Source organism: Bacillus aerius, assembly GCF_029894105.1.
GTDB classification, from domain to species: Bacteria; Bacillota; Bacilli; order Bacillales; family Bacillaceae; genus Bacillus; species Bacillus altitudinis.
The window spans coordinates 3,586,452-3,607,796 of the sequence record NZ_JARYHO010000001.1 but is presented as its reverse complement, the minus strand read 5'-3'; the positions used below and the strand labels follow the sequence as shown (position 1 = coordinate 3,607,796).

The window sequence follows — 21,345 nt, the reverse complement described above, 5'->3', positions numbered from 1 at the left end:
TTAAAAAATCGGGTATAACATAAAGAGTTGTATCCAAGTCTGATTGCTTGATATTTAATTGTGCAAAATATAAAATAGTCACATGATAAATAGAAAGGATGATAAAGTTGAGCAAGAACGTTTTATTAGTATCAACAAGCAGCTCAGAAATGAACGGACACCCAACAGGCTTATGGCTTGAAGAATTAGCCGAGCCATTTCATATTTTTAAAGAAAATGGACTCAACGTGCAAATTGTTTCAATAAAAGGTGGAACAGTACCGATCGATAAAAATTCAATTCCTGAAGGAGTTCCAGCACAATATCAAGATGTGTATGAATTACTTCAAGACACAAAGGCACTGACCGATGTAAACCCAGCTGAGTATGATGGCATTTTCTTTGCTGGAGGACATGGCCCAATGATCGACTTTGCGTCCAATCAATTGGTTGCCGATGCGATCTTAGCGATTTCAGACAAAAATGGAGCCGTTGGGGCAGTTTGCCATGGCGTTTCTGCCTTTGTTGATGTGAAGGATCGTGATGGAAAATCATTTATCGACGGCAAGAAAATAACAGGATTCACAAATGAGGAAGAGGATGCTGTTCAGCTGACATCTAAAGTTCCATTTTTATTGGAAACAAAACTTCGAGAGCAAGGGGCAGCATTTGAAAAAGGCGATGCATTTGCGCCATTCGCTGTTGTAGACGGACAAATTATTACTGGACAAAATCCAGGATCAAGTGCAGAAACAGCACGCTTATTTGTCAAAACCATTGCATAAATCATCAAAAAAACCAGTCGTGACGCATACGGCTGGTTTTTTGTTATAAAAATTTCCTGAAAAGTCCAAAACAAGTATTAGAAAAATGGTAAAATAATCACAGGGTAAAAAACCCAAATTAGGGAAAAGGGGATGTTCCTGTGAGAGCATTTTATGTCAAAATCACCGCCGCCTTACTGTCTATTTTATTGGTCACAACAGGTTTATTTTCACCAGCAATCAAAGCAGAAGATGCACCAAAATCAAGTGAAAAAGTATCGCCACTGACTGAAAAAGCCATTCAGCAAGTGCAAGAGTCGTTTGAAAAGCAGGATAAAGGGACTGCGGTTCAACAGAAGGAAGTAAAAAAATCATTTAAAGTAGATAAGAAAAAGGGAATAAGTATTAAACGAAAAGCGGCTGCAGATGGAAAGATGCGCACGTCTGCCGTTCGCTCTATTGATGGACTAGCCATTAATCAATCGGCAGTTTTAAACGAGGAAGATCCAGTTGATTTATGGTTCTTAAGTACATCGTCCCCTCAGGCGCTCATCAGCCGGATTACCTCTCCAAATGCTGATTATTTCGTTCAGTTATTTGTTATTGATTATGAAGAAGGACAAGCTTATCCAACGGATCTGATTCAACCGGCAGGCAGTCTGCTTGCGTTAAGCAATTTACCAGCGGGGGATTATGCGTTTGGTATTACTAGCGGTGGAGACTTTGGAGACTCATATACATTACAGGTGAATGCAAAAAACCCACCAAATTTCACAGGTGCTGAATCCCTGTCATCAACATTGCAATACTTTGTTGCTTCGTATGCCAATGGGGATGTTTTCGCAAATGGTACAAAAGTGTATAACAAACAATCTAAGACCGCTGATTATAAATGGGAGCGTGTATTTTATTTCTCATATGATGGAAAATATCAACAGAGAACGCATTCTGTTGACAGTGTAAAAGTGAAAAGTATTTCGGCACCAGTATCGTACTCTGCTCCATATGCGAGTTCCTCTGAGGCCATTCTTGTCTACTTAGATGTGGAGACATTATTTATGTATCATGAATCATCGTTTGCTAGTGGGCAGTACTACCATAGCAGCTTTGTTGATACTCTCGGAAAGACAACGCCAAGGCGTTTAGACATTGATGACCTGACAAATTACGGCGATCATATTTTGGCTGTTGATTTAAAGACAGGAAAGCCAATTGATTTCTTCAGTGTCCTTAATTTCTACTATGCAGCAGGGATCGAGAAGCTGCCAACGATCAATACATTGAATTAAGATCGGCGGTTGACATCAAATCGCCACATGTGTAGAGTAAAGATAATTAAATGACAAAAGTCCACTAGGGGAGTCATGTATGACTGAGACAAGAGGAAATCTTGGACCCTTTGAACCTGATCTAGTTTGTACTAGCGGAGGGAAGTGGAGCTGGACCTTGTCTTATTCATGATTGAATCGATAAGAAGGCCGCTCCATTCGGGGTGGCTTTTTCATTTATTCAACTGAAAAAGAGGAGGCTTTTTTTATGACATTTTCAACCCAATTAAGGCAAGAAGCAGAACCATTATTTGAAGCGATTTATCAGCATCCGTTTGTGAGAGGACTCGCAGCAGGAGAACTTGAAAAGGAACAGATCATTCATTATGTCAAACAGGATGCAGAATATTTAAATGCCTTTATTAAAATTTATGCGGCAGCCATCAGCAGATGTACAGACAGAGAGGACATTACCTTTTTCCATCAACAAATGGCTTTTGTCCTTGATAGTGAGACACATCCTCATCAAAACCTTTGCCGAGTGGCAGGTGTCGCTTATGATGAACTGCAAGGTGCGTCTTTGGCGCCAAGTGCTCATCACTATATTCATCACATGCTGCAAGTCGCCGAGGAAGGGACGCTAGGAGAAATCATTGCGGTTTTGCTCCCTTGCCCTTGGACCTATTGGGAAATAGGCAAACGAATGCTTAAAGATGTTGAGCCCGACCCTGCCCATCCATTCTATGAGTGGATCACGTTTTATGGCGGGTTAACGGACTCTGTTACAGTGGAGCTTTGCAAACGGCTTGATCAGTGGGCGGAAGGAGCAAGTGAGAAGGAAAAGGAGAAAATGAAACAGCACTTCATCTTAAGCTGTCAGCTTGAGTATAAATTTTGGGACATGGCCTTTACTGTCGAAGAGTGGCCTGTCCAAATGGAGGTGCATTCTTCATGACATGGAAGATGAAAGAAGTCGTTCTTGCTGTCATTTTATCAGTGGCATGCGGAGTTATCTATTTAGGGTGGTCGACTCTTTATTTACCGATTACAGCCCTTGTCGGTCCAGCAGGAGGCAACATCATGTTCGGAATTTGGGTCATTGCCAGTCCAATCGTTGCTTACATTATCCAAAAGCCAGGCGCTGCCCTCATCGCAGAAACAGCTGCCGCTGCCGTGGAATTACTGACAGGCAGCCACTTCGGTCTTTCTGCGCTTTTGATTGGTGTATGCCAAGGACTTGGAGCAGAAATCGCCTTCGCTCTATTTGGCTATAAGCGATATCGCATGTGGACACTCATGTTGTCTGGTGCCTTTGCAGCAGTAGGGGCAATGGCATATAGCCTCATTGCCAATGGATTCGGCTATTACACGCCTCAAGTGTTACTCATGACACTTGTCACTCAAGTCATCAGCGGTATGTTACTCGGTGGTTGCTTGGCAAAGGTTGTGGTGGATGCTTTATCTAAAACGGGTGTGCTGAATCAATATGCCATCATGAAAGAAAAACGAAGTAAGGGTGACCAGCATGGATTCATTTCTCGCGTGCAGTAATCTCACTGTCCGTTTTTATGAACAGCCGAATCCCGTTCTTCATCAAGTATCTCTTTCTATTCAAAAGGGGGAAAAGGTGCTGATATTAGGACCAAGTGGAAGCGGGAAATCTACGCTGATTTCTGTGCTTGCTGGCATTATTCCAGAGCATATGGAAGCTGAAGTACAGGGAGAAGTGATGCGGCAAAGGCATACTGGTCTCATGTTTCAAGACCCAGATTCGCAGTTTTGTATGCACCGAGTCAATGAAGAAATTGCGTTTAGCTTAGAGAATCGATCTGTCCCTCGTGAACAAATGGATGACATGATTCAGCATCTCATGAAAAAGGTACAGCTGGATGTCGACCCAAATACAGATATTCATACCTTATCTGGCGGAATGAAGCAGCGGTTGGCGCTTGCTTGTTTACTAGCATTAGAGCCAGATGTCCTGTTCTTTGATGAACCGACAGCACAGCTTGACCCAGCAGGAAGAATGGAGATATTTCAATTACTTCAGCAGCTTTCGGCTGAACAGAATCAGACGATGATTTTTGTGGAGCATGTGTTAGACGGTGTCATCGAGTGGATGGATCGGGTGATCTTATTAGATCATCAAGGCCGTATCATAGCAGATGGAACGCCAAAAGACGTGATGAATACATTTGAGGGAGAAATGAAAGAGGCCGGCATCTGGCGTCCGAAAATATTTCCCGAGAAATGGTCCAATGTCTTACAAGATCCGTTTCATTCACTGAGTCAAACACTCTTGCAAACCTTTGAGGCGAGAAAAGAACGTCATGAGAAATTGTCATCAACAGATCGAGAGGTCATTATTCGCACAGATCATCTACAATTAAGCTACGGGAAAAAAAGCATTATAGATGACCTGCACCTTAATATAAAAGCAGGAGATTGGGTTGCGATCATCGGTGAAAATGGCAGCGGAAAAAGTACGTTTCTTAAACATGTCATCCGTTTAGAACCAATAAAGAAAGGTCACATTTTCTTAAAAGGAAAACACCTGAAAAAGTGGTCTGACCGAACATTATATGAAAAAGCAGGCTTTGTATTTCAAAATCCAGAACTTCAATTTATACAGGATACAGTGTTTGATGAAATCGCATTTGGTGGGAGACAGCGAAATTGGTCAGAGTCTGTGGTGCAAGAAAAAACGAATCAGCTATTGGTAGAGTTCGGCCTAGAGAAGCATAGAGATGCGCATCCTTTCACCTTAAGCTTAGGACAAAAAAGAAGATTAAGTGTTGCCACGATGCTTCTTTTTGATCAGGATGTACTCATTTTAGATGAGCCGACCTTCGGGCAGGATGAGAAAACGGCGAGGGAGTTAATCCGGCGTTTAAAAGAACGTCAACGACAAGGCACCACTATTATCATGGTCACACATGATATGGAACTCGTTGATGAGTGCGCTGATCAGGTGCTTGTTTTTCATCAAGGGGAGCATGTTTATGATGGTACGCCTTTTGATTTATTTTCTCATCAGGAACTTGTCACTTCCTGTGAGCTGAGAGTGCCGTTACATTATCGCTATATGGCTGAAAGAAAGGAAGTGATGACGATTGCAAAGTAATCACTCCTTTCTATCCACTCTAAACCCAGTCATGAAATTACTCGCCCATCTCCTTGCGATGTGCTGTCTGATGGCGATTTCTGATCCTAAAACGACGTTCATCATCTGGCTGTTTGCACTTGGAATTGGACTTGTCCTAGGCGGCTGGAATTTGAAATACCTCATCACCAGACTTGTACCTTATCTGCTCTTTTTCATTCTCGTGTTTTGGATGATCGCGGCCTTTGGCAAGGGAGATCATACAGTTTGGAAGTGGGCATGGTTTCATATCACGGAGGAGAGTTTAAGAAATGGGCTGACCATTTCTTTTAGAATGCTTGGGTTTGTGACATTTGGTCTCCTTTTTACATCAACAACTGATTTGACGGCCTTTATGATGAGCTTAATCCATCAATGCCGAATGTCACCCAAATGGGCATATGGGATGCTGGCAGGCTTCCGGTTTATCCCGTTGTTTCAAAGTGAATTGAAGCAAATGAAGGCTGCACATAAAATTAGAGGTTACAAGCAAAAAAACAGCTGGAAAGCCTTTATACGTTATGCACTCCCCCTTTTCACGCAAGGCGTACGGAAATCTGAACGACTAGCCATTGCGATGGAAGCAAGAGGCTTCACAGGGACGAGGGAGAGAACATATTATCATGTCATCAGCACTTCATGGATCGACTGCATGTATCTTTTTTTCATCGTCATCAGTGTGTTGATATGCATGTTCTTTTTTTAAAAACAGCCACATTCTCTTGATAGAATGTGGCTGTTTTATATGTCTTAGGTCATTTGGTTGATATTAGTACACATTGCAGGCTGTAATAGATCATATAAAGAACCGATAAAGAGAGTGTACTGAGAAAAAGAGAGGATGAACGTGAGCGAATGTCACAGAGAATTGATAACATAATAGACGCTTTACCAATCGTTGGACTAGCTATGAGAGAGCAGCTAACCTTTTCTGTATTAGGGAAAGAGAAGGTTCTTTATTATCAGCAGCACGGGAACATTGACTTAGGGTTTCAAGCAGGGGATGTTGTAGCTCCCGGGTTCCAAAACTTTTCGATGTTGAAAAATGGGAGAGAGCCATCATTTATCCAGATTCCTAAAGAGGTGTACGGTATTCCTATGGACATCGTCGCCGTCCCGATTAAAGATGACAATGGTCAAGTAATCGCTGCCTTCTGTGTAGCATATGACCAAACGAATCAACAACGATTAGAACACATTATGACGGAAAGTAACGATGCTTCCGAAAAACTAGTCGCGATGGTACAGCAAGTGGCTGCACATTCAGAGGAACTACAAGCGACAAGTGAACAAATTCTACAAAATACAAAAACCACTGTCGAAAATTCCTCTAAAATCAACCAAGTGTCTAATCTCATCAAAGGTATCTCTGATCAAACGAACTTACTTGGACTCAATGCATCCATTGAGGCTGCAAGAGTAGGTGAAGCAGGAGCAGGCTTTGGGGTGGTTGCTACAGAAGTGAGAAAGCTGTCTACTCACGCGAAGCAAGCAACGACTGATATTGAAACAGCGCTAAAAGATGTGCAAGGCTCTATCAAAGGAATGGAAGAAGAAATAGCACAAATCGTGGCTTCTTCTGAACATCAAGCAGAACTCGTTGGCACTTTCACAAAAATTATTGAGGGGCTGCACGAAACGAACGAAACGATGAAATCATTGGCAACAGACTTAGTGAATTATCAAGTGAAATAAATAAACGAATCACCAAACCTCCAGCCGTATCGGAGGTTTTTTAACGTGTTAAAGTGAGTGTTTTGTCATGATATTGACGGGTTTTTCACTGACAGGGAAGTTACACTTCTGTATGATAGAAAAAGAGAGACCTGTTTTGATCATTAGACCTATTCATAAGGAGGAAGACCATCTTGACACAATCAGCAAAGCTGCAAGAAGTACTTGCGCCTTACCGTCCATTGCTAGATCAAACCGAAAAACCACTGATTCAATTACAGATAAAACAAGGAAAAACAGGACCATATGACAGCAAAATAGCAGGTGATCCTTATTTCCCAAAAAACGACGAATATCCCGTTGATGGAGAAGGCCATCCTATGAAGCTGCTGGCACAAATCAATTTCGGCCAGCTGCCAAAGCTGAAAGGTTACCCAGAAACAGGACTTTTGCAAGTGTTTATTTCTGTACATGATGATCTTTATGGGATGAATATTGACCAAAAAACAGAGCAAAAAGATTTTCGGATCAAATTTATTGAGGAACCTTTCTTAGCTGAAGAAGACTTATTGACTGATTTTTCATTCGTGAAAATTCCTGACGATTTTTATTTTCCAGTTACGAAGGAAGGTGCGATTACAGGTGAATTATCAAGCGAAACGATCAGTGTAGGAGATTTCCGCTTTGAAAAAGTCACAGGAAAGCAAAGCTGGGATCTATTCGAAGATGCTGTTGGTATTGATGGTGATGAAGCAGATCAATTGCTAGATGAATTTTATGAGACAGCAAGTGGTTTTGGCCATAAAGTTGGCGGATACCCAGGTTTTACACAAGAAGACCCGCGTACCTATGTAGACCAAGAACATACTGTGCTATTATTGCAAATTGACTCAGATGATGAAGTGGACATGTTGTGGGGAGATTGCGGCATTGCTAACTTTTTTATCAAACCAGAAGACCTCAAACGAAAACATTTCGAAGATGTCGTCTATAACTGGGATTGCTCCTAATTTTGTAAAAAACACTCTTTTTGAAGAGTGTTTTTTGTCTATTTTTAGCCTTTTTGCCCCTAAATCGTCATTTCTGAGAGGTAATATGTCATTCTTTCTAGTTGACCGTATCAAAAAAAATGTAAAATCATCTTAAAGTCCTCTTTTTTGAAAATAATAATAAAATGACATATCAATCAACAATGAAATGCTCGAAAAAGCGGAATGTACTGGGGGGGATCAATTGATCATTTCGAAAGTAATCAACAATAATGTGGTCAGTGCGTATGATGACGAGCAACATGAGCTGGTCATTATGGGCAGAGGGATTGCGTTTCAAAAGAAAAGCGGAGACCCGATTGAAGAAGAACGTATCGAAAAAGTATTTTCCATTCAAAATAAAGATATATCAGAAAAATTCAAAACCCTGCTTTATGATATTCCGATCGAGTATATGCAAGTGTGTGAGGCAATTATCGATCACGCAAGAACGACCCTTAACAAAAATTTAAATGACAGCATCTATGTCACATTAACGGATCATATTACCTTTGCTATTGAACGTCATCAAAAAGGAATGGACATTAAAAATGCCTTGCTTTGGGAAATCAAACGGCTGTACAAAGAGGAATTCATGTGTGGTGTAGAAGCGATTCGGATCATACAGGACAAGCTCAACATCCATCTTCCCGAGGATGAAGCAGGCTTTATTGCGATGCATATTGTCAATGCAGAACTGAATGAGGAAATGCCGAATGTCATTCAAATTACAAAACTGATTCAAGATATTTTGAACATCGTAAAGTATCATTTCCAAATTGATTTGGACGAAGAATCATTAAATTATTTCCGTTTTGTCACGCATTTGAAGTTTTTTGGACAGCGTCTGTTTAACGAAACACAAATGGAAAATCAAAATGAGTTTCTGTATGAAGTGGTAAAGGAAAAAAATACAGCCGCTTTTCAATGTGCGGAGAAAATTAATGACTATGTTCAAAAAGAATACAACCGAAGTCTCATATAAGATGAGATGTTATACTTAACTTTGCACATCGATCGAGTCATAAAAAGAAAATAAATCAAAAAGAAAGCGTTGACATATCGAAATTAACATGCTAATTTATAACTATAAACTTAATAACCCACAATCTTTTAGGATTGTTACTGGTCAAACAGGCAAAACCTAAATCATTGTCCCTATCTTTGATAAGGCATGATTTAGGTTTTTTGTATCTAAAGGCTTATAAAATTGAATAACGATCAATCGCTATGAAGGATTGTTACTGGTTAAGCAGGCAAAACCTAAATATCGATTAATGTCTGAATCGCTATTTTTCGGGCATTAATGGATGTTTAGGTTTTTTCTATATCAAGATGAAATCAACGATTGGAGGGTAACACAATGAACCACAAACAAACAGCAAAAGAAGTTCTAGAGCTTGTCGGCGGTGAAAAGAATGTAAAGCAAGTCACGCACTGTATGACAAGGCTCCGCTTCAACCTATACGATGAAAGCAAAGCGGATAAAGAGAAGCTGCAATCAACAGACGGCGTCATGGGCGTGAATCAAAGCGGCGGTCAATACCATGTCATTATTGGCAACGACGTATCAAACGTCTATCAAGCAATGATTGCTGATTCTGGGCTATCAGCCGATGTGAAATCAGGCGGTTCAGAAGAAGCTTCAAAACAAAATGTGATTTCTAAACTTTTCGATTTTATCTCTGGTGTCTTCACACCGATTCTTCCAGCCATCGCTGGAGCTGGTATGATCAAAGGGATCTTGGCATTAATGCTGACGTTCCAATGGATCTCAGATAAAAGCAGCACATATGCGATTTTAACAGCTATCGGAGACGGAGCCTTTTACTTCTTACCGATTCTGCTCGCTGTAAGCGTAGCCAAAAAAATTGGCACAAATCAGTATATCGCCGCTGCCATTGCAGCAGCCGCACTGCACCCGCAGTTAACGGCTTTACTAGGTGCAGGAAATACAGAATTTCTAGGCTTGCCAGTGGTTGCCGTTGTGTACTCTTCATCGGTGATTCCAATTCTACTCACGATCTGGCTCGGCTCATATGTTGAAAGATTCGCGGAAAAATATAGTCCGAAATCACTAAAAATCATTCTTGTTCCAACAGTTACACTTCTTGTCGTGGTACCAGTTATGCTCATCGCGGTTGGACCGCTTGGTGGGATTATCGGAAATGGCCTTTCAGGTGGAATTGATTTATTGTTCAAACATGCAGGTATTTTGGCCGGACTCTTAATCGGTGGCTTTATGTCACCATTGATCATTACGGGCATGCACTATGCACTACTTCCAATCATGATCAACAACATTACATTAAACGGTTTTGACTTCATTCTTCCAATGATGTTTGTAGCGAATATGGCACAAGCAGGCGCAGCATTCGGTGTCTTCTTAAGATCAAAAAACAAAACATTCAAATCATTGGCGATGTCTACAAGTATCACTGTGTTAATGGGTATTACTGAACCTGCTATGTATGGTGTGAACATGCGATTGAAAAAACCGTTCCTTGCAGCCCTCATTGGTGCAGCAGCAGGCGGCGTGTTCATGTCTATCTTCAAAGTAAAGTCATATGTGATATCAGGATCAGCAGGTCTTCCAGGTCTCCCAACGTTCATTGGACCGACATTTGTTTACTCCATCATTGGATTAGTGATCGGCTTTGTTGTAGCAACCATCATGACACTTGTTCTAGGGTTCAAAGATGTACCAGTGAAAGATGATACAAAAGCAGACAAACCAGAAGAAAAGAAAGACACAGTAGCGCTTCAAAATGAAGTGGTACAAAGCCCGCTTGAAGGTCAACTAAAGCCGCTCAGTCAAGTAAATGATGCAACATTCTCTAATGAAATCATGGGTAAAGGAACAGCCATTGTCCCAACAGTTGGACGTGTAGTAGCCCCGTTCAACGGCAAGGTTGAAACCATTTTCCAAACGAAACATGCCATTGGTTTAAAGAGTGATCAAGGCACAGAGCTTCTCATCCATGTGGGGATTGATACAGTAAAACTTGGCGGTAAACATTTCACAAGTCATGTGCAGTCAGGTGATCTCGTTCAAGCAGGAGATCTGCTAGTTGAATTTGATATCAAGGGCATTCAGCAAGATGGCTATGATGTAACAACGCCAATTATCGTCACCAACACAAATGATTTTGCACAAGTTGATGCGAAAACAGATGGGGCGATTACAGTAAAAGAGACATTGCTTACAGTCAGTGTAGAAGAAAATGAGGAGGGCATTCAACATGACCAATTTAGAAAAAACATTTCCTAAAGGTTTCTTATGGGGCGGCGCAGTAGCCGCCAACCAAATTGAAGGCGCTTATAACAAAGATGGAAAAGGCTTATCGACAGCGGATGTATCACCACACGGTATTATGCACCCATTCGATGAATCAATGAAAGACCTTAACTTATATCATGATGCGATCGACTTCTATCATCGTTACAAAGAAGATATTGCCCTGTTTGCAGAAATGGGATTCAAGTGCTTCAGACTATCCATTTCTTGGCCACGTATTTTCCCAAATGGCGACGATGCGGAACCGAATGAAGCGGGCCTCGCTTTCTATGAAAAAGTATTTGATGAACTGCATAAGCATGGAATTGAGCCAGTTGTCACGATCTCTCACTATGAAATGCCACTTGCACTTGTGAAAAACTACGGCGGATGGAGAAACCGTAAGCTTGTGGGTCTTTATGAAACATACGCTAAAACATTGTTCACTCGCTTTAAAGATAAAGTGAAATATTGGATGACCTTCAATGAAATTAACGTCGTCTTACATGCTCCATTCACAGGGGGCGGCCTTGTATTTGAAGAAGGCGAAGACGAGAAAAGCATACAATATCAAGCAGCGCATCACCAATTTGTTGCAAGTGCTCTAGCTGTTAAAGCAGGACACGAAATCATTCCAGATGCGAAAATCGGTTGTATGATTGCAGCGATGACAACTTATCCGTACAGCTCAAGACCAGAAGATATGTTTGCTGCGATTGATCAAGATCGTAAAACATTGTTCTTCTCAGATGTACAGGCAAGAGGCTATTACCCTGGATACATGAAACGTTATTTCCTGGAAAATAACATCAACATTGAATTCCAAGACGGTGACGAAGACATTCTAAGAAACCATACAGTCGACTATATCGGCTTCAGCTATTATATGAGTTTTGTGACAAGTACAGATCCAGAGGTTCTTGGACAAGTGACTGGTGGTAACCTATTTGAAGGCGTGAAAAACCCTTATCTAGAAGCAAGTGATTGGGGCTGGCAAATTGATCCAAAAGGACTTCGTACAACACTAAACCAACTATATGACCGCTACCAAAAACCATTGTTTATCGTAGAAAATGGATTGGGTGCTGTGGATCAAGTAGAAGAAGACGGCTCCATTCAAGACGATTACCGAATTGATTACCTAAGAAGTCATTTGCTTGAGGCAAGAGAAGCGATCGCAGACGGTGTTGATCTGATCGGCTATACAAGCTGGGGCCCAATTGATCTTGTTTGTGCATCAACAGCTGAAATGAAAAAACGCTACGGCTTCATTTATGTCGACCGTGATAATGAAGGAAACGGTACATTAGATCGAAAGAAAAAGAAAAGCTTTGATTGGTATAAACAAGTGATCGCGACAAATGGAAAGCATTTAGACGACTAAATAGAGAAAATATTGTTTGGTTTCTTTGAGAACACACGGTTTCATAAAACGATGAAAACAATTTGAATCGAGGCATTATCATTCTTTAGGTGTCACTTTGGAATGATAATGCTTTTTGTTTTATGAAAAAGACAAAATTGTACAAAAAATAAACCACACTTTAAATTTTTGCGTGGTTCAAATAAATCATATGATCTTTCGAATATATTTATTTATGCTTTTGGAGAAGAGCTTTGATCTTCAAAAAGTGGTTTCAATTCGATAATATCAAGTAATACTGATTCTTCAAGTCTTTCTTTTATATCTCTAAAGTCTTGATTATTTTGAGATAAAATATCTTTTATGGATTTGATACCATTGATTTTACTTAAAAAAGTAAACCATTCATAATCATCGCGTGAATCAACAAGGTATTCAATGCTATTATTAATAGTGATATATAATAAGTTATCCTCTTGTAAAGGCATTAAAATATCTATGTTTTCTTTTAGTATTGGAACGTGTAATGTATTAATCGTGAGAGCTTTGTCTTGGCTTAAATTTAACTTGTGTATATTTATTCTTGGTGGAATACTAATTTTATTTGTGTCCTTAACTTTTACAGATAAATCACTAGACATTTGTTCTAACATTCCCATATTGATTAACCGTGTTAAGAACTCAATATTTTCTAAGTCGTGATGATTTTCAATGGTTTTTGCAAATTGATAGATGGAATCTATATTAACAAAATTATTTTTATTAAAAGCGTAATCAATTATTTCATAATTATTCTTCTTTAAGATATTTAAAATTAAATTTCTAGTAGACTTAACCCCTTTTCCATAAAAAAATGGAACTTTAGGTCTCTTTACTAATGTTTCGGGAATGTCTGTATATTTTAGAAGACCTTCTCTAAGTATGTTTTTATCAAAAAAAAGATCAGCATACTTGTTTTCTTCAACACCAAGTGTTAGTTCAATGAGATTGTGGTCTAAGAAAGGAACCCTATTCTCTATATGGTTACCAGCAGCAATTCTGTCTTCCAACCAGCAGTTATACATCTGAATATCTCTATATTTGGAATAAACATAGTTTAAGTAAGGATTATTTTTGGTGTTAAAAAAGTTATTTTTTAATAAATTTCCTTGAAATAAATTATCCCATGTATTAATTGGGTCGTTCAGTAAATTCATTTCTTTGTTTTTATCCAAAATCTTTAACGATTGCATGAAAGTGGGCCAGGCTGGATCTCTTTCAGAAAAAAGTTGGCTATATCCTCCATTGAATTCATCACTACCTTGACCAGTTAATATAACTTTTATATTTGGATTGGAGTGTTTTGCGAATTTATGGAGATGATATTTATAGAGTTGCTCGGCACTACAATAAGGGCTCTCACATAACCATAAAAGAGATTTCCAATCATCGATACTATAGTCCATAGTATCCTCATTAAAATCAGCAAAATGTTCATTAAATTGATAATGCTGTGCGGCTTTTAAAGCATACTCTGCATCCCCGTTAACAATGGTACTTCTACTTACAACAGAAAAGCTGTTGATCTCTATATGTTTTGCTGCAAAATGCCCTATTGACACAGAATCAATACCACCACTTAAAAATAGACCTATATCTACATCACTCATTAAACATTTTCTTGAAGAAGAGTCTAAAAGATTTATATATTTCTCTATGATTTTATTTTTGGATAGGTGATGTATAGGAATTTTGGTGATGTTCCAGTATTCTTTTGTATTCACTGTTTTATTTCTGAGGTTCACTTCGATGTAATGTCCACCTGGTATATTTTCAATCCCCGAAAAAAAGCTCCCCACGGGCGTTATATTATTTGAAACATGCCCAGCTAACCAAGAATCACTTAAAGCTTCCATCCAATTAAATGTGCGTGGACAATCAGGATATTGCAATAAAGCTTTAATTTCTGATGCAAAGATAATACGTTCTCCCGTAAAGTTATAAAACAAAGGTTTAATACCAAACCTATCTTTTATAAGATAAAGCTTCTGTTGAACTTTATCTAGAATAGTGATTGCAAACATTCCATTTAAAAAATTCAAGAAATTTATTCCATAATCTTCATATAAGTATAATGCTATTTCACAGTCTGACCTGCTACGGAAAGCTCGTTTTCTTTTTAGTTTGCTTTTTAGATCATGATGATTGTATATCTCACCATTAACCATGACAATAATAGATTCGTCATGATTAGCAAAGGGCTGATCACCATGAGTAATATCATTTATGGCAAGTCTACAAAATCCGAATGCTTCTCTTCCATTTATATGATAAAAATCTCCATCTGGGCCTCTGTAATTGATTTCTTCCAACATGTTTTTCATAGAAAGGACTTCATGTGAAATAACATCATAATGAAATTTAACCAATCCAACTATTCCGCACATAAATGATCATTCCTTATTATTAAGTTGAATTTCTCCATTATTATCTACTATTTTTCGTCTATTTATTTTCGCTTCTATAATTACAATAAGCATTGAGCAGAGAAAGAAAACAGTAGAGGTGACACCAATCATCTGATATCCAGATACTGATATTTCTGTATTCGTTGTTGATTGTATGATTGGAGCAAACAAGACACCCGCTACGCTTGCGGTGGTAAATTGAACCATCTGAAATAACCCCATATAGGTTCCTGTTTCAGTTTTTGGCGAAGAAGTTAAGGCTACTTTATTTTGAGCTGGCAGAACCATTACAGCACCGATACCACCTATAATGAACACCAAGATAAAATATACATAATGAAAAGAGTTTTCACCGGGGAGAATGCATCCAATACTATATATTGATAATAAAGTTAGACCAAATATCATTGTTTTATTTAGTGACTTATCCACGCGTCTCCCACCCCAAGCACCTAGTGAAATCATCACAATAGGGCTTGCAAGTAATACCATGCCTACTACACTGGCTTCATAGCCTTGAGACATCCTAAAATAAATTGGGGTAAACGTAGCAATAGCATTTATGGATAAGAAAATAAAAAAACCTCTGAGCGCATTGATCAAAAATGGCCTATTACTCCATAAATCTTGGGGGATGATTTTAGTTTGGACTTTATTGAAAAATTCAACATACAAAAATGAAGCAAGACCTGTAAAACCAAATAAAATCCAAATGTCACTTTCACTAATAAATATTGCTTGAATGGATATAAAGGTTAAAAGTAAGCTTAAAGTTCCTACTATAGGTAAATTTCCAAAAATAAATTTAGTTGACTTTTCAATATTAGGAACTAGCATTAACCCTAGAGCAAGTGCTATCAATCCAATGAGCCCTAGTAACAAAAATATCATTTGCCATTTCATACTCTGTATAATCAAACCGCCTAACGATGGACCTAACAGCGCTGATGCGGCCATCACTGAACCTTGTAATCCGAATGCCCAACCAATTTTATCTTCACTAAATATGCTTCTAATAAGCACAGCTTGTACTGGAACAATCATAGCATCAGCTAACCCTTGAAAAGATTGCCCTACCAAGAACATTCCCCAGCTAGATGAAAAAGCACTAAGCAAACAAGAAATAGTGAATAAACTTAATCCTATTAAAAACATTTTTTTTACATTAGTCATTTTAGCCATTATGCCAAAAAAGGGCATGAAAACTCCGAAGAAAGACCAAAAAACGATGTTTCTCCACTGTACGACTTCATAATCAATATTATAAAATTGAACTAACTCAGGATAGGCTATAAATAACATGGTAATACTCATCGAACTAGCAAATACTCCTAGTGAAATCGCAATAACAATCAATCTGCTTTTTATAGTCATCGTATCAACCTTTTTTCAAATTCTAATTCATCTTTGACATTTATTCCGTAATTTCCTATAGAGGGAATTGTCGGCTTAAGCATTCTTGCTTTATCAATTGCACCGATATAGATATTTTTGAAAGAATATCCCTTCCTTTGATAAAACCTAATGGCATTTAAGTTATCATTACTAGTGATTAAATTAATAGATTGTATATTTTGTGTTTTTAGATGTTGTTCTAACTCAAAAAGCAATTTACTGCCAACCCCATGGTACTTTTCTAGAGCCTCTAAAGTCAGGATTTCCGCCTCTTCTTTGAATATTTTGTAAACTAATATTCCTACTATAGTATCTCCACGTTTAGCCAACATAATGTTTTCATTTAAAACATTATAAGTTGTCCCTTTAGACACCATAGTCGTTCCACCCCAATGTTCATTGAAAAAACATGTTAACCACGAAAAGTCTTTTGAACTTGGCTGAGTTACTGTCAATTCTTCTGAAAGAGAACATTTTTTTGAAAGCTGGATATGAGCTATTTCGTTGTCAGTCGCTTGATCCTTAGAAAAATTGATTGAGATACCTAGTTTTTCGGCGTTTATTTGAGCAAGTTTTTGTGCGTAGTTCGAAAAATCTTCAGGGTCAATACCAAAATAAAAAAAACTTTCAGGTGGATTCTTTTTGTACCACAATTTGCTACTGATGACATATTCGTTTTGTTTTGTTTCAGTTATGTTGATATCATCATATAATAGTGCTCTTCCTTCAATAAACTCTACGACAAATTCATCTAATTTGTTTTGAGTAAATAAACGGTTTTTTTCTTGAAAATATCCTATTGCACTTAATTTACTGTGAATCCAATTAATTAAATCATCCTCGTTTAGTTCATGATCTCTTGCTAGTGCAATTAGCATTGCAATGTAATTAACGATTGTTTTGCTTCTCTTAGTTGAAATGTTTTTATAGATGTTTTCTAGAATATCATCATTCAGTTTATTCATTTTACATATACAACTTCCTTTTCAATTAATTGTTTACTCAATGCTTGCAGGTCTTCGATACATGTTTGAACATCTGTATCATATTCTTCAGCAATTTCCGTTACTATTGAAATAAACTCTCTTTGCCCGTCAATTCGTTCATAAAAATCAGCTGCGACTTGATTTAGGGACATGCCCGGTTCGATAATGATACCTTTTAAGTACTTTCTTGTAACATTATCAGGATTTTTTACGAGAATTGTATTATTTTCCATTGTGATTCCCTCCATTCTTTTTTTCTATAACAAGGTACCAAGATTGTGGCTTTGGCTCGTTTGTATCAGTACTTGTTGGAATATCTCCAATTTCATCAATAACTTCCATAAACTCTTCAATAGAGAACTCTAAAGGTTGGATTGAATAATTTGAAATACCTGCGCGTGTAAGCATTTCACCTACATGTTTTTCAGTGTAGCTTTCTAGGAAGGCTTCCTCTAAAATACTTATATACTTTGGGTCTATTTGTTTTTTCAGGCTATTCAAAGAGAGTAATGATATAGGGTGAGTATCAATAATGATGATTTTACCCCCTGGTTTTAGCACTCTATAGCACTCTTTTAATCCCTTTACTGGCTCTACCCAATGATGTAGACATGAGTAAGAAACTAGTGCATCAATCGACTCATTTGCATACGTTAATGCATGAACATCTTGTAATTCAAAGATCACGTTTTTTTATTAAGACATGTATTTATTTGATTTTGTGCTAGTTCTAACATTGTTTTATTAATGTCAGTAGCATAGATAGTCGCATTTGAATTGTCACATAAATAATGTGTTAAATAACCGGGGCCAGTTCCCATATCAACAATGGTCTCTTCAGTACCTGAAAGGGTATGATTTAAGATTTTATTACCTATCAAAGGATATATGTATAGTTGATTTTCTTTGACAAAATCATTATATAAATAACATTCATCATGAGTCAGCAAAGATTGTACACTCCTTTCATAAAGTGTTAGGGTATGAAAAACCAGTTATTAATGTCCACCAGCAACAACTACATTACGAATCTCAATAAGACGTGGAGTTTTATAAACTTTTTTCATGTGATTCACCTCTTTTACTGTCCTTTTAAAGGGTTTTATTGGATTAATGTCCACCAGCAACAACTACATTACGAATTTCAATAAGACGTGGAGTTTTATAAACTTTTTTCATGTAACATTCCTCCTATATATGACTTAAATTTCTAATTCATACCCTAACAAAAGTGATAATAGCATATTATTTATATTTTTTTCAATATTCAAACAATGATTTTTTTGACAAATTTTTATGTTTATAAAGTAATAGTGATGAGTAGATCGATGTTGCAAATAGAGTGAGAGTTTGTGGAAAAGAAATTGGAGAAATAAGAAAGATGGCTAGAATCATGGGTTATTTTAATCTTGAGAGGCGTTCATGGTTTTAGAGGGTTGTATATCCACTAAATTTGAATTCTAAATGGAATAGGATAATCTTTTAGGTTTGTGATGATTATGTGTACTAACAATCGTATAGGAATAACACCTTTAATATCCATTTGTGCATAGGTCTTTTAAATGTAATTCTGTCGTTCCTTGTATATATATTATTTTTATTGATATCTCTTGAACATCTATTTGTTTTTATCTGAATGTTATGATTACTAGTTGAAATTGAATTTTCTTTTTGTATAATTATATTTGAAAATATGAGCATAGGAGGTAAATAATGAGAACAACAAGTGGCAACATATTAGATGACGTTTTAAACGAGATGAGTTCTGATGAGTTTTTAAATGAATATTGGCCAAATCATTTTTTACATAACAAAGGAAATTTAGAACGGTTTTTTTCAGTTCCTGGAATCGAAAATATATCCAGTTTGGAGAATATTCTAAAGATATATAAAAATCCAGTAATGGTTGTTGGAGATGCAATAATTGAGGAGACAGGGGGGATCCTTAACAAATTTTTAGTTCCACCTGAAGAGGCAATGAGTTGGTATGAAAGAGGAGCTGCCTTAGAATTTGATTTCACAGATATATTTATACCAGAGCTTCGTGAATCTATTAGTAAACTAAGGTCACTTTTAGGCTTGCCTGAGGGAACAATGGCAAAAGCAGTATTGTACGCTGCTAAAGAATCAGCTGGATTTTCAGCACATTTTGATGCGTATTGCAATTTCATTTTTCAACTTAAAGGGAAAAAGAAATGGAAGTTGGCTGAAAATTTTAATACAGTGAATCCACTTCAACATTATGAATTAATTGAGGCTCCTCATTTGCCAGATCCATTAAAGTCGTATTGGAATGGTGATTTTCCTGATGAAAATTTATCTAATGGAAGGGAATTGATTTTGGATACGGGATCATTTTTATTTCTTCCAAGAGGTTGTTGGCATTCAACTAGTTCTTCTGAAGAAACCATTGCATTAAACTTTACCTTCGGTCAGCCAGCTTGGCTAGATCTAATTTTAATAGAATTAAGGAATCGATTGATTCAAAAAGACGAATGGAGAGAACTCGTTAATATTGATCTTTTGGATGAAAATGAACGAAAAAAGGTAGAAGAAAAATTAAAATCAATGATAAATAATTTGCCAAACGATTTCAAGGGAATTTCAGTAGGGGATATACTGGCAAGAAAGAAAGATGACTTAGATGTATATCAATCTACACAACTTGTTGTAAGACAACTTATGAGTATAAAAGATGGTTTTTAAGAAGATAACTTATATTCATTTTCTTCTTAACTCTACTATAGAAGTATGACGATTAAACTTAATATAATGTTGATAGAGATGACAAAAAATAAAGAACCGCCAAAAAAGCGGTTCTTATTATGACGGTAAGCTTTTTCTGCAGATCTTCGCCTATTTCCACACTTGATCCGCAATCTCAATCACATGACGCAGCTTTTCCCATTGCTGTTCTTCTGTTAACAAATTGCCTTCCTCTGTTGAGGCGAATCCACATTGTGGGCTCAAACAGATTTGGTTGATGTCCACATATTGTGCCGCTTCCTCGATTCTTCTTTTGATCTGATCAACGGGTTCAAGTTCCCCATACTTTGAAGTGACAAGACCTAGTACGATTTGAAGGTTTGGATTTTTCACATAACGAAGGGGTTCGAATCCGCCAGAACGGTCATCGTCGAATTCTAAGAAGAGACCATCCAAATCGAGACCCGCAAAAATCGTTTCTGCTGCTGCTTCATATCCGCCTTCAGCTGCCCACGTCGATTTAAAGTTACCACGGCAAATGTGCATAGTGATCACCAAATCCTCTGGTCGATCGGCAACCGCTTCATTGATTGTCTTCGCAAACGATTCACGCAGTTCATCTTCCTCGCGGCCAAAGGCTTTGATTTGTTCATGTCCTTTTTCAGAAAAGAACACAGCCCAAGCTGTATCATCTAGCTGTAAGTAACGGCAGCCTGCATCATAAAAAGCACGAATGGCTTTTTTATAAGCTTGTGCCACGTCATGGTGAAAATCTTCTAAGCTGTCGTACACACCTTCTTCAAGCTTTCCACGGAAAAAGAGCATATTCGGACTTGGAATCGTCATTTTAGCCGTATGGTCACCCGCGATGCTGTGAAGGAAGCGATAATCCTCCAGCATTGGATGATCAGTAAAATCAATCTTACCTGTTACTTTGATGCCTCTGGCTTTTGTTGTCGTATTGTGGAATTGAATACCTTGATCCGCTTCAAATCCTTCGACCCCATCTAGCCCTTCTAGAAAGTCAAAATGCCACCAAGCACGTCTGAACTCTCCATCTGTGACAACCTCTAATCCAATTTTCTTTTGCTTCTCTACAATACGAGTGATTTCTTCGTTTTCAATTTGTCTGAGCTGTTCTGCTGTCAGTGTACCGTCTGCTTTTTGCTTGCGGGCTTCTTTGATGCGTTCAGAACGAAGTAAACTCCCTACTTGATCTGCGCGAAATGGCGGCTTTGTTGTTTTCTTACCAATGGTTTGTACTTGTGTCATGCTGAATCCCTTCTTTCTTCAAGTTATAAATCAAATAAAAAAGC

General features: G+C 37.9%; 19 protein-coding genes and 1 riboswitch. Of the genes, 12 read left to right on the top strand and 7 right to left on the bottom strand.

Annotated elements, in window-relative coordinates:
* Positions 1–107 precede the first annotated feature (107 nt).
* From M2353_RS18720 to bglH, 11 genes are all read left to right on the top strand, one after another.
* Entirely contained in the window at positions 108–764 is a 657-nt protein-coding gene (locus tag M2353_RS18720) for a type 1 glutamine amidotransferase domain-containing protein (protein ID WP_017358640.1), read from the top strand.
* Positions 765–904: 140 nt separating this feature from the next.
* Positions 905–2,032 (top strand): hypothetical protein, encoded by a 1,128-nt coding sequence (locus tag M2353_RS18715; RefSeq protein ID WP_008345703.1) that lies wholly within the window; start codon positions 905–907, stop codon positions 2,030–2,032.
* A gap of 56 nt (positions 2,033–2,088) precedes the next feature.
* A riboswitch (TPP riboswitch) is annotated at positions 2,089–2,192 on the top strand.
* Positions 2,193–2,279: 87 nt separating this feature from the next.
* Positions 2,280–2,966, top strand: coding sequence for a thiaminase II (tenA, locus tag M2353_RS18710; protein ID WP_007498001.1), 687 nt, complete (start codon positions 2,280–2,282; stop codon positions 2,964–2,966).
* On the top strand, positions 2,963–3,562 hold the full coding sequence (locus M2353_RS18705; protein WP_019743666.1) for an ECF transporter S component: 600 nt from the start codon (positions 2,963–2,965) through the stop codon (positions 3,560–3,562). Before tenA ends, M2353_RS18705 begins: the two co-directional genes overlap by 4 nt.
* Positions 3,537–5,135 (top strand): ABC transporter ATP-binding protein, encoded by a 1,599-nt coding sequence (locus tag M2353_RS18700; protein WP_284725887.1) that lies wholly within the window; start codon positions 3,537–3,539, stop codon positions 5,133–5,135. The genes M2353_RS18705 and M2353_RS18700 overlap by 26 nt, the downstream gene beginning before the upstream one ends.
* Positions 5,125–5,859: an energy-coupling factor transporter transmembrane component T family protein gene (locus tag M2353_RS18695; protein WP_284725886.1), complete on the top strand. Its 735-nt coding sequence runs from the start codon at positions 5,125–5,127 to the stop codon at positions 5,857–5,859. The genes M2353_RS18700 and M2353_RS18695 overlap by 11 nt, the downstream gene beginning before the upstream one ends.
* 149 nt (positions 5,860–6,008) lie before the next feature.
* Positions 6,009–6,848 (top strand): methyl-accepting chemotaxis protein, encoded by an 840-nt coding sequence (locus M2353_RS18690; protein WP_284725885.1) that lies wholly within the window; start codon positions 6,009–6,011, stop codon positions 6,846–6,848.
* Between the two features lie 173 nt (positions 6,849–7,021).
* Positions 7,022–7,837 (top strand): YwqG family protein, encoded by an 816-nt coding sequence (locus M2353_RS18685; RefSeq protein WP_284725884.1) that lies wholly within the window; start codon positions 7,022–7,024, stop codon positions 7,835–7,837.
* Between the two features lie 223 nt (positions 7,838–8,060).
* Positions 8,061–8,840 carry a BglG family transcription antiterminator LicT gene (gene licT / locus M2353_RS18680; protein ID WP_284725883.1) on the top strand — a complete coding sequence of 260 codons (780 nt, stop codon included), beginning with the start codon at positions 8,061–8,063 and terminating at the stop codon, positions 8,838–8,840.
* 378 nt (positions 8,841–9,218) lie between these two features.
* The gene (locus tag M2353_RS18675; protein ID WP_284725882.1) at positions 9,219–11,126 is read left to right on the top strand and encodes a beta-glucoside-specific PTS transporter subunit IIABC; all 1,908 of its coding nucleotides are present in this window, start codon (positions 9,219–9,221) and stop codon (positions 11,124–11,126) included.
* Positions 11,098–12,516: an aryl-phospho-beta-d-glucosidase gene (bglH, locus tag M2353_RS18670; RefSeq protein ID WP_284725881.1), complete on the top strand. Its 1,419-nt coding sequence runs from the start codon at positions 11,098–11,100 to the stop codon at positions 12,514–12,516. The genes M2353_RS18675 and bglH overlap by 29 nt, the downstream gene beginning before the upstream one ends.
* 212 nt (positions 12,517–12,728) lie before the next feature.
* Here bglH and asnB read toward each other — a convergent pair whose 3' ends face one another.
* From asnB to M2353_RS18640, 6 genes are read right to left on the bottom strand one after another with little or no spacing between them, the layout of a single operon-like run.
* Positions 12,729–14,921 (bottom strand): asparagine synthase (glutamine-hydrolyzing), encoded by a 2,193-nt coding sequence (asnB, locus tag M2353_RS18665; RefSeq protein ID WP_284725880.1) that lies wholly within the window; start codon positions 14,919–14,921, stop codon positions 12,729–12,731.
* Positions 14,922–14,927: 6 nt separating this feature from the next.
* The gene (locus M2353_RS18660) at positions 14,928–16,316 is read right to left on the bottom strand and encodes an MFS transporter (RefSeq protein ID WP_284725879.1); all 1,389 of its coding nucleotides are present in this window, start codon (positions 16,314–16,316) and stop codon (positions 14,928–14,930) included.
* Positions 16,313–17,302 carry a GNAT family N-acetyltransferase gene (locus tag M2353_RS18655; RefSeq protein WP_268430367.1) on the bottom strand — a complete coding sequence of 330 codons (990 nt, stop codon included), beginning with the start codon at positions 17,300–17,302 and terminating at the stop codon, positions 16,313–16,315. The genes M2353_RS18660 and M2353_RS18655 overlap by 4 nt, the downstream gene beginning before the upstream one ends.
* Positions 17,299–17,556, bottom strand: coding sequence for a PqqD family protein (locus tag M2353_RS18650; RefSeq protein ID WP_019743657.1), 258 nt, complete (start codon positions 17,554–17,556; stop codon positions 17,299–17,301). The genes M2353_RS18655 and M2353_RS18650 overlap by 4 nt, the downstream gene beginning before the upstream one ends.
* Entirely contained in the window at positions 17,546–18,010 is a 465-nt protein-coding gene (locus tag M2353_RS18645; RefSeq protein WP_284725878.1) for a class I SAM-dependent methyltransferase, read from the bottom strand. Before M2353_RS18645 ends, M2353_RS18650 begins: the two co-directional genes overlap by 11 nt.
* On the bottom strand, positions 18,007–18,273 hold the full coding sequence (locus M2353_RS18640) for a class I SAM-dependent methyltransferase (RefSeq protein WP_254506269.1): 267 nt from the start codon (positions 18,271–18,273) through the stop codon (positions 18,007–18,009). Before M2353_RS18640 ends, M2353_RS18645 begins: the two co-directional genes overlap by 4 nt.
* Before the next feature lie 763 nt (positions 18,274–19,036).
* Here M2353_RS18640 and M2353_RS18635 point away from each other — a divergent pair.
* Positions 19,037–20,029, top strand: coding sequence for a JmjC domain-containing protein (locus tag M2353_RS18635; RefSeq protein ID WP_226650549.1), 993 nt, complete (start codon positions 19,037–19,039; stop codon positions 20,027–20,029).
* 150 nt (positions 20,030–20,179) lie between these two features.
* On the opposite strand, the gene M2353_RS18630 is transcribed toward M2353_RS18635, so the two are convergent.
* Entirely contained in the window at positions 20,180–21,301 is a 1,122-nt protein-coding gene (locus M2353_RS18630) for a 5-methyltetrahydropteroyltriglutamate--homocysteine S-methyltransferase (RefSeq protein ID WP_284725877.1), read from the bottom strand.
* Positions 21,302–21,345 lie beyond the last annotated feature (44 nt).